The following is an 8,085-nucleotide window of genomic DNA, read 5'->3' as shown; positions in this document are numbered from 1 at the left end:
GGGTGGGGTTCACGCTATTTTTGTTGGGGGGGGGGGGGGGGGGGGGGGGGGGGAGCCCGCCACCCACCCCGCGCATGAAGGGCAATGGCGCAGCCAAGCCACCCCAGCGCTGGAAGGCGACGGGACGCGCGGCCAAAGGCGACCACCCTCGCAAGGCAACAGGTCGCACGGCACCCGCCCACCCCGCTGGAACAGGCACCAGCCCACGCAAGCCGACCTGCACGCGCCAACCAACGCAACCCCGCCCCCGACCAGCGCAAACTCCCAATCCAGCCGCGCCAACCACCTCAATATCTTCAGTGCAGCCTGAAGTTAATCTATCTCGACGGCAATTGTCGGTGCGATGTGAAAGCCTGAAGGGGTGTCAAGTGCTCCCCGGTCCCCGGCCGAGGCCTACGCCCACTCCAGGCGCAACGCCCAGCGGCCCAAACTGACCGACTTCGGCTCCGTCATCTCGTTCGAGCTGGACCCGTTCCAGCGCCAGGCCTGCGAGGCCCTGGAGGACGGCCACGGAGTGCTCGTCTGCGCCCCCACCGGTGCCGGCAAGACGGTGGTCGGCGAGTTCGCCGTGCACCTCGCCCTCACCGAGGGTCGCAAGTGCTTCTACACGACCCCGATCAAGGCGCTGAGCAACCAGAAGTTCGCCGACCTCACCGCGCGGTACGGGCCGGAGAACATCGGCCTGCTCACCGGCGACACGAGCGTCAACGGCGGGGCGCCGGTCGTGGTCATGACCACCGAGGTGCTGCGGAACATGCTGTACTCGGGTTCGTCCACTCTGGACGGACTCGCGTACGTCGTGATGGACGAGGTGCACTACCTCGCCGACCGGTTCCGCGGGCCGGTGTGGGAGGAGGTCATCCTCCACCTGCCCGAGCACGTGCAGGTGGTCGGTCTGTCCGCGACGGTCAGCAACGCCGAGGAGTTCGGCGAGTGGCTGGTGGCGGTGCGCGGGGACACCACCGTCGTGGTCGACGAGCACCGGCCGGTGCCGCTGTGGCAGCACATGCTGGTGGGCAACCAGATGCTCGACCTGTTCGAGGGCGACGAGACGCACGCGCGGATCAACTCGCAGGTGCTGCGCAAGACCGAGGAGCTCGCGCGGTACCACGTGCCGTTCAGCCGCGGGCGCAACCGCAACCCGAACAACGCGCGGGCCGGTCGCAACAGCGGGTTCAAGCCTCCGTCGCGCATCGACATGATCCAGCGGCTGGACCACGCGAACCTGCTGCCCGCGATCGTGTTCGTGTTCAGCCGCGCGGGCTGCGACGCGGCGGTCGCGCAGACGGCGCGGGCCGGGCTGCGGCTCAACTCGCCGGAGGAGACCGACGAGGTCCGCCGGATCATCGACGAGAAGACGCGCGACCTGCCCGAGGCCGACCTCGGCGTGCTCGGGTTCTGGGAGTGGCGGGAGGCGCTGGAACGCGGCATCGCGTCGCACCACGCGGGCCTGCTGCCCGCGTTCAAGGAGACGGTCGAGGAGCTGTTCGTCCGCGGGCTGGTCAAGGTCGTGTTCGCGACCGAGACGCTCGCGCTCGGCATCAACATGCCCGCGCGCACGGTCGTGCTCGAAAAGCTCGTGAAGTACAACGGCGAGGCGCACGTCGACCTCACGCCGGGTGAGTACACGCAGCTCACGGGTCGTGCGGGGCGTCGTGGCATCGACATCGAGGGCCACGCGGTCGTGGTCTGGCAGCCGGGCATCGACCCGAAGGCCGTCGGCGGGCTCGCGTCCACCCGCACGTACCCGCTGCGCTCGTCGTTCCGGCCCGGCTACAACATGGCCGTCAACCTCGTGCACCAGCTCGGGGCGGCGTCGGCGCGCGAGATCCTGGAGCAGTCGTTCGCGCAGTTCCAGGCGGACCGCTCGGTGGTCGGCCTCGCGCGCCGCATCGAGCGCAACAAGGAGGCGCTCGAGGGCTACTCCGAGTCGATGACGTGCCACCTGGGCGACTTCGCGGAGTACGCCTCGCTGCGGCGGCGCATCGGCGACCGGGAGAAGCAGCTCGCGAAGCAGAACACGAACGCGCGCCGCATCGAGACGGCCAAGTCGCTCGAACGGCTGCGCAAGGGCGACGTGATCGCGGTGCCGTCCGGGCGCCGCAGCGGTCTCGCCGTCGTCATCGACCCCGGCCTGGAGCCGATGGGCGAGGCGAAGCCGCTGGTCGTCACCGAGGACCGCTGGTCGGGCCGCCTGACCTCGGCGGACTTCCCGTCGCCGGTCATCGTGCTCGGGCACATCAGGCTGCCCAAGCAGGTCGACGTGCGGTCGCCCAAGTCGCGGCGCGACCTCGCGTCCACGATCCGCAACACGGGCATCACCGTGCCCTCCCGCGGCCGCAAGCAGACCACCGCGGACGACGACCCCGAGCTCGCGACGCTGCGCCGCGCCCTGCGCGCCCACCCGTGCCACGGCTGTGACCAGCGCGAGGACCACGCCCGGTGGGGAGAGCGCTACCACCGGCTGCTGGCCGAGAACCAGCAGCTGGAGCGCAAGGTCGCGGCGACGACGCACTCGCTCGCGCGCCAGTTCGACCGCATCCGCGCGCTGCTGCGCGAGCGCGGCTACCTCAGCGAGGCCGAGGAGGTCACGCCCGACGGCATGCGCCTGACCAGGCTCTACAGCGAGTCGGACCTGCTCGCCGCCGAGTGCATCCGCAACGGCGTGTGGAAGGGCCTCAAGCCCGAGGAGCTGGCGGCGGTCGTGTCGTCGCTGGTCTACGAGGCGCGCCGGGACGGTCCGGTCGAGGCGCGGCTGCCGCAGGGCCCGGTGTCGGACGCGATGCTCAAGACCGTCCGGCTCTGGGCGGAGATCGAGGACGACGAGCGGCGCCACAAGCTCGAACGCATCACCCGCCAGCCCGACCCCGGTTTCGCCTGGCCGGTGTACCGCTGGGCGCGCGGCGAGTCGCTCGAGAAGGTGCTGAGCGCCGCCGAGGCCGGGGGCAACGAGCTCGGCGCGGGCGACTTCGTGCGCTGGTGCCGGCAGGTGATCGACCTTTTGGACCAGATCCGTGAGGTGGTCGGCCGACAGGACCCGGTCGGTTCGGCCGCTGCCAAGGCCGTCGACGCGCTGAGGCGCGGAGTTGTGGCGATGATGTGACATGAGCCTGACGAAGGTTTTGCGAGTCGGAGTAAAGACTGACGTCAACGGTGTGATTGGATTTCGCCGCAACGTCGTACACACGGAGGTCGACAGATGAGCAGCCCGTACGGACCGTCCGGAGGGAACGATCCGCAGCAGCCCTGGGGCCAGCAGCCGCAACCGCCGCAGCAGCCCTATGGAGGCGGTTTCCCTCCCGGCACGCCGTCCGGCGGCTTCCCGGCCCAGCAGCCGGGGCAGCAGAACCCGTACGGCCCGCCGCAGCCCCAGCCGGGCCAGCAGCAGCCGTACCCGGGATTCGACCCGTCGCAGCAGCAGACGCAGCAGTACGGCGTGCCCGGCCAGCAGCAGCCGCAGTCGAACCCGTACGGCACCCCTGCCCAGGACCCGTACGGCCAGCAGACCCAGCAGTACGGCATGCCGGGCCAGCACCAGGACCCGTACGGCCAGCAGCAGCCCAACCCGTACGGCCAGCAGCCGGGCTACGGCCCGCCGATGCCGCCGAAGAAGAAGTCCAGCGCCGCCATCTGGGTGGCCGCGGTGGTCGTCGTGCTGCTCGTGGGTGGCGTGCTGTTCACCGGGTTCGTGTCGCCGGCGTTCTTCAAGAAGAAGATCTTCAACAACACCGAGGTCCAGAAGGGCGTCGTCCAGATCCTGAAGGACGAGTACAAGATCTCGGACGTCGGCGCGGCCACCTGCACCGGTGAGAACGAGGTCAAGCCCAACACCTCGTTCGAGTGCAAGGTCCAGGTCGGCGGCAAGGACAAGAAGGTCAAGATCGTCGTCAAGACCGAGGACGGCGAGTACGAGGTCGGCCAGCCCACCGGCTGACCCCCTGTCGTGCACGGAAGGCGCTCCGCGGGAGACCACCCGCGAGGCGCCTTCCGCGTTCCCGGGGAAAACTGACGTGCGTTCGGCGGCCGCCTCGGCGACGATCGCGGGCGTGACGGAGATCCGCGTTCTGACCGACGACGCCCAGTACCGCGCCCACAACACCCTCTTCCGCCGGGCCATGCACTGGGGCCCGCCGACCGACGACCAGTGGAAGCTCACCCAGCCGTCGTACGAGGACGGCCGCGTGCACGCCGCGTTCGAGGGCGACACGATGGTCGGCTCGACCCAGTCGTTCGCGAGCACGATGGTCGTCCCCGGCGGTGCCAAGGTGCCGCACGCCGCCGTGTCACGCGTAGGCGTCCGTGCGGACTACACGCGCCGTGGCGTGCTGAGCGCCCTGATGCGCGAACAACTGAGCACGCTGCCCGATCCCGTCGCCACGTTGAGGGCGTCCGAGGGCCGCATCTACGGCCGCTTCGGCTACGGCCTCGCCACCCGAGTGCGGTTCCTGCGCGTCGACGCCCGCAAGGCGGCGATCCCCGGCGCCATGACGGGCAGCGTGCGGATGCTGGACCCCGACACCGCCGAGAAGACGCTCCCGGACCTGCACACCGCCGCGGGCCTGGGCAGGCCGGGGCAGATCACGCGCTGGCAGGGCTGGTGGGTCAGGGCGTTCGACCGCACCGGCGACTCGAACAACCTCGTCACCGTGGTCCACAGTGGACTGGACGGCGACGACGGCTACGTGTCCTACAAGGTGTCCGAGGACAAGGACTTCAAGCACCACATGGAGGTCGAGGACTTCGTGGCGGCCAACGCCGACGCGTGGCGCGACCTCTGGATCTACCTGACCCGCCTCGACCTGATCGACACGATCGAGGTCGACGCCGCCCTCGACGACCCGCTCGCCTGGCTCTTCGAGGACCCGCGCGTCGTGTACACGAAGGACGTCTTCGACCAGGTCTGGCTGCGCCTCGTGGACGTGCCGCGCATGCTCGCCGCCCGCACCTACGGTCAGGCGGCCCCGGTCGTCGTCGAGGTGCGCGACAAGCTGCTGCCCGCGAACGACGGCCGCTACCGCATCTCGCCCGAGGGCGCCGAACGGGTGGACGCGGCCGCCGACATCACGATTCCCGTGGACCTGCTCGGCGCGGTGTACCTCGGCGACACGAGGTTCTCCGACCTCGCCGCCGCCCGGCGGATCGAGGGGACGCGGTTCGACGAGGCGGACGCGTTGTTCGCGAGCCCCGTCGCCCCGCTCTGCTCGACGTTCTTCTAGGCCCGCCGCTCCATCGCGTTCACCAGGCGCGGCACGGAGCTGCCGAGACCCCAGCGCTGCGTCAGCTCCCGCAGCCGCTCGGGGTCGGCCGGCACGCGCGGCACCTCGTCGGACCGGTCCAGCACCACGGGCGCGTCCAGCGCGGTCCGTACGACCACGGGTGCCACCGCCAGGTACTCCTCGGCCGCGATGAGCGCGTTGCGGGCCTTGGTGGTGAGCTTGCGGTCCATCGGGTCGCTCACGGCCTTGAGCACGGCGTCGAGCGACCCGAACTCGGTGATGAGCTTCGCGGCGGTCTTCTCGCCGATGCCCGCGACGCCCGGCAGGCCGTCGGACGGGTCGCCGCGCAGCACGGACATGTCCGCGTACGCCGACCCGGCGGTCTCGACGGGCAGCGAGTACTTGGCTGCCAGCTCCTCGGGGCCGAGGACCTCGGCCTTGTTCCAGCCGCGGCCGACGTAGACGACGTGCACTGGCGTGGGCTCGTGCCGCACGACCTGGAACATGTCGCGGTCGCCCGTGACGACCTCGACCGGCGACTTCGTCTCGTGGTGGGCGAGCGCGCCGATCACGTCGTCTGCCTCGTAGCCCGCCGCCTCGCCGGTGCAGATGCCGGCGGCGTCGAGGACGTCGAGGATGATCGGGATCTGCGGCGTCAGCGTGTCCGGGACCTCCTCGGACCCGTCGGTGGCGTCCTCGGCGACGCGGTGCGCCTTGTAGGACGGCAGCGCCTTCACCCGGAACTCGGGGCGCCAGTCGGCGTCCAGGCAGGCGACGAGGCGGGCGGCGCCGCGTTCGGTGATGACGCGGGCGATCGTGTCGACGAACCCGCGCACGGCGTTGACCGGCGTGCCGTCGGGCGCGGTCATCGAGTCCGGCAGCGCGTAGTACGACCGGAAGTAGAGGCTCGCGGAGTCGAGCAGCACCAGGGGAGAGCTCACGAATGGACAAGCTACTAGGCTTTCGACCATGGCAACGATCACCGGGCCCATCGACGTGTCCGCGCTGCGTGCGCGACTCGACCGCGCTTCCGCCGCCGCCGAGCAGGCGGGCGTCGACGCCCTCCTCATCTCGCCCGGCTCGGACCTGCGGTACCTGATCGGTGCCGGTGGCGACTCGTTCGAGCGCCTCACCTGCCTCGCGCTCCCGGTCGGCGGCACGCCGCGGCTGGTCGTGCCGAAGCTGGAGCAGCCCGGCTACGCGGCCATCCCGACCGACGAGCTCGGCGTCGAGGTCGTCACGTGGGTGGACGGCGAGGACCCGTACGCGCTGGTCAAGGCCGCGCTGAAGGGTGCGCGCACCGCCGTGGCGGACATGATGCCCGCCCTGCACACGATCAAGCTCGGCAACGCGATCGGCGGCACCCAGTCGCTGGCCGGTCCGATCCTCCGCGAGCTGCGCATGCGCAAGGATGCCGCCGAGATCGACGCCCTGCGCAAGGCGGGCGCCGCGATCGACCGCGTGCACGCGCGCATGGGCGAGTTCCTCCGCGTCGGCCGCACCGAACGCGAGGTCGCGGGCGACATCGCCGCCGCCATCGTGGAGGAGGGCCACACCGTCGCCGACTTCGTGATCGTCGGCTCGGGCCCGAACGGCGCGTCCCCGCACCACCGCGACTCCGACCGCGTGATCGAGGCGGGCGAGGTCGTGGTCATCGACATCGGCGGCCCGGTCGCCGAGGGCTACAACTCCGACTCGACCCGCACGTACGTGATGGGCGAGCCGGCCTACGACGACGTCTGGGACACCTACGCCGTCCTCGAAGCAGCGCAGAAGGCGGCCGTGGAGGCCGTGCAGCCCGGCGTGACGTGCGAGGAGATCGACGCGGTCGCGCGCAAGGTCATCACCGACGCGGGCTTCGGCGAGTACTTCGTGCACCGCACCGGCCACGGCATCGGCCTGGACGTGCACGAGGAGCCCTACATCGTGAGCGGCAACTCCCTGCCGCTCGAAGCAGGCATGGCCTTCAGCGTGGAGCCCGGCATCTACCTGCCCGGCCGCTGGGGCGCACGCATCGAGGACATCGTGGTCGCCACCCAGGACGGCGTCGAGTCATTCAACAACCGACCTCACGAACTGGTGGTGCTTTGACCCTCGAGCAGATCGACAGAGCGATACTGAAGGAACTCGCCTCGGACGGCCGGTGCAGCTTCACCGACCTGGCCGAGCGCGTGGGACTGTCCGTCTCGGCAGTGCACCAACGGGTGAAGCGCCTGGAACAGCGCGGCATCGTGAAGGGCTACGCGGCCCGCCTGGACGGCGCCGAGATCGGCCTGCCGATGTCGGCGTTCATCTCGCTGTTCCCGATCAACCCGTCCGAACCGGACGACTACCCGAAGCGCCTGGAACACCTCCCGGAGATCGAGGCCTGCTACTCGGTGGCGGGCGACGCCTCGTACGTCCTGCGGGTCCGCGTGGGCTCACCGGTGGCGCTGGAGGAGCTCCTGCAGAAGATCAGGGAGTCGGCGAACGTGTCGACGCGGACAACCGTGGTCCTGTCGACGCCTTACGAGGACCGGCCGCCCGCGGTCTGAGGCCGCCGGGGACGACTGATTGCTGCGGTGGCACCGCCCGCCGCAGCAACGCAGCAGGCCCGAGCAGGGGTAAGACGGCGCAGGGCGAGAGCGGCGCGGCTTGGGGACGGCGCGGGTCGGGACGGCGCGGGTCGGAATGGCTCAGGTTGGGAAGCGGCGCGCTGTCAGGGGAGGCGCGGCCCGGTCAGCGGAAGCGCGGGCGAGGAGAAGCGGCTTGGGCAACGCCGGAGGCGCCCCTTCCGCCTCACGCGATGGCGAAGCCGAGGCGTGTGACTGATGGGCCTCAGTGCAAGCGGTGGTGACGCAACCACGACGGCGATTGGGGCTTGACTTTG

6 protein-coding genes are annotated in these 8,085 nt (G+C 70.6%); 5 read left to right on the top strand and 1 reads right to left on the bottom strand.

What is annotated here, in order from left to right; translation table 11 throughout:
- The first annotated feature begins 361 nt into the window (after positions 1-361).
- The 3 genes from ABZX02_RS42645 to ABZX02_RS42635 all read left to right on the top strand — a co-directional run bounded on the left by ABZX02_RS42645 (position 362) and on the right by ABZX02_RS42635 (position 5,216).
- Positions 362-3,103: a DEAD/DEAH box helicase gene (locus ABZX02_RS42645; protein ID WP_355307604.1), complete on the top strand. Its 2,742-nt coding sequence runs from the start codon at positions 362-364 to the stop codon at positions 3,101-3,103.
- 96 nt (positions 3,104-3,199) lie between these two features.
- The gene (locus ABZX02_RS42640; RefSeq protein ID WP_355307603.1) at positions 3,200-3,934 is read left to right on the top strand and encodes a DUF4333 domain-containing protein; all 735 of its coding nucleotides are present in this window, start codon (positions 3,200-3,202) and stop codon (positions 3,932-3,934) included.
- Between the two features lie 76 nt (positions 3,935-4,010).
- Complete coding sequence (locus ABZX02_RS42635; RefSeq protein WP_355307601.1) at positions 4,011-5,216, top strand: GNAT family N-acetyltransferase; 1,206 nt, start codon at positions 4,011-4,013, stop codon at positions 5,214-5,216.
- Here the strand turns inward: ABZX02_RS42635 and ABZX02_RS42630 are convergent.
- Positions 5,213-6,157, bottom strand: a complete 945-nt coding sequence (locus tag ABZX02_RS42630; protein ID WP_355307599.1) for a 5'-3' exonuclease — start codon at positions 6,155-6,157, stop codon at positions 5,213-5,215. The genes ABZX02_RS42635 and ABZX02_RS42630 overlap by 4 nt on opposite strands.
- A 28-nt stretch (positions 6,158-6,185) precedes the next feature.
- On the opposite strand from ABZX02_RS42630, the gene ABZX02_RS42625 reads away from it, so the two are divergent.
- Positions 6,186-7,307, top strand: coding sequence for a Xaa-Pro peptidase family protein (locus ABZX02_RS42625; RefSeq protein WP_355307597.1), 1,122 nt, complete (start codon positions 6,186-6,188; stop codon positions 7,305-7,307).
- Positions 7,304-7,750: an Lrp/AsnC family transcriptional regulator gene (locus ABZX02_RS42620; protein WP_253327072.1), complete on the top strand. Its 447-nt coding sequence runs from the start codon at positions 7,304-7,306 to the stop codon at positions 7,748-7,750. The genes ABZX02_RS42625 and ABZX02_RS42620 overlap by 4 nt, the downstream gene beginning before the upstream one ends.
- The last annotated feature ends 335 nt before the right edge of the window (positions 7,751-8,085 follow it).

Origin of the sequence: Lentzea sp. NPDC003310, from assembly GCF_040610935.1 — a bacterium.
Classification (GTDB): Bacteria; Actinomycetota; Actinomycetes; order Mycobacteriales; family Pseudonocardiaceae; genus Lentzea.
The sequence above is the reverse complement of the archived record's forward strand: the minus strand, read 5'-3'. Positions and strand labels throughout refer to the sequence as shown.